General features: G+C 58.1%; 1 protein-coding gene. It reads left to right on the forward strand.

Annotated elements, in window-relative coordinates; genetic code table 11:
• Positions 1-709, forward strand: a protein-coding gene (locus IE122_RS18250; protein ID WP_189622647.1) for an IS5 family transposase whose coding sequence is annotated in 2 segments (ribosomal slippage) — positions 1-330 and positions 330-709 — 710 coding nt annotated over the 2 segments. Because the reading frame shifts where the segments join, the coding sequence is not laid out codon by codon here. This gene is flagged as partial in the annotation.

Consider the following 709-nt stretch of genomic DNA (forward strand, 5'->3'; position numbering starts at 1 on the left):
TGGAACGCTTTGTACTGACAGACGCCCAATGGTCGAAGATCGAACCGCATTGTCTTGGGAAGCCGACTGACCCAGGACGTAGCGGTAGGAACAACCGGCTGTTTTTGGAGGCGGTGTTGTGGATTGTCCGAACGGGCAGTCCCTGGCGCGATCTGCCTGCCTTGTTCGGCAACTGGAGCACGGCATTCCGCCGGTTTCGTGACTGGCGCGAAGCCGATGTTTTCAAGCGGATTTTTGACGCATTGTCAGGGGAAGCCGACATGGAATACGCCATGGTGGATGCCACCATCGTCAAGGTCCACCGACACGGCCAGGGCGCAAAAGGGGGACTTCGAGCCAGGCCATTGGTCGTTCCAGGGGCGGAATGACGACCAAGATTGTGGCACTGACGGATGCCTTGGGCAATCTCGTGCGCTTCGAACTCCTGCCAGGGAACCGCCACGATACCATCGGCGTCGCACCGCTGATCGCGGGCATCGACCTCGGCGCTCTCCTGGGCGACAAGGCCTTTGATGCCAACTGGATCGTCGAGGAACTCGATCAGCGCGGAGCAAAAGTCGTCATTTCGCAACATCCGGGGCGAGCTCAAAAACTCAAGATCGACGCCGAGATGTACAAATGGCGGCACCTCATCGAAAACTTCTTCTGCAAACTCAAAGAGTTCAAGCGCATCGCCATGCGGGCCTGCAAAACAGACCAAAGCTTCGCG

It is taken from the genome of Novosphingobium colocasiae (genome assembly GCF_014652555.1).
Lineage (GTDB): Bacteria > Pseudomonadota > Alphaproteobacteria > Sphingomonadales > Sphingomonadaceae > Novosphingobium > Novosphingobium colocasiae.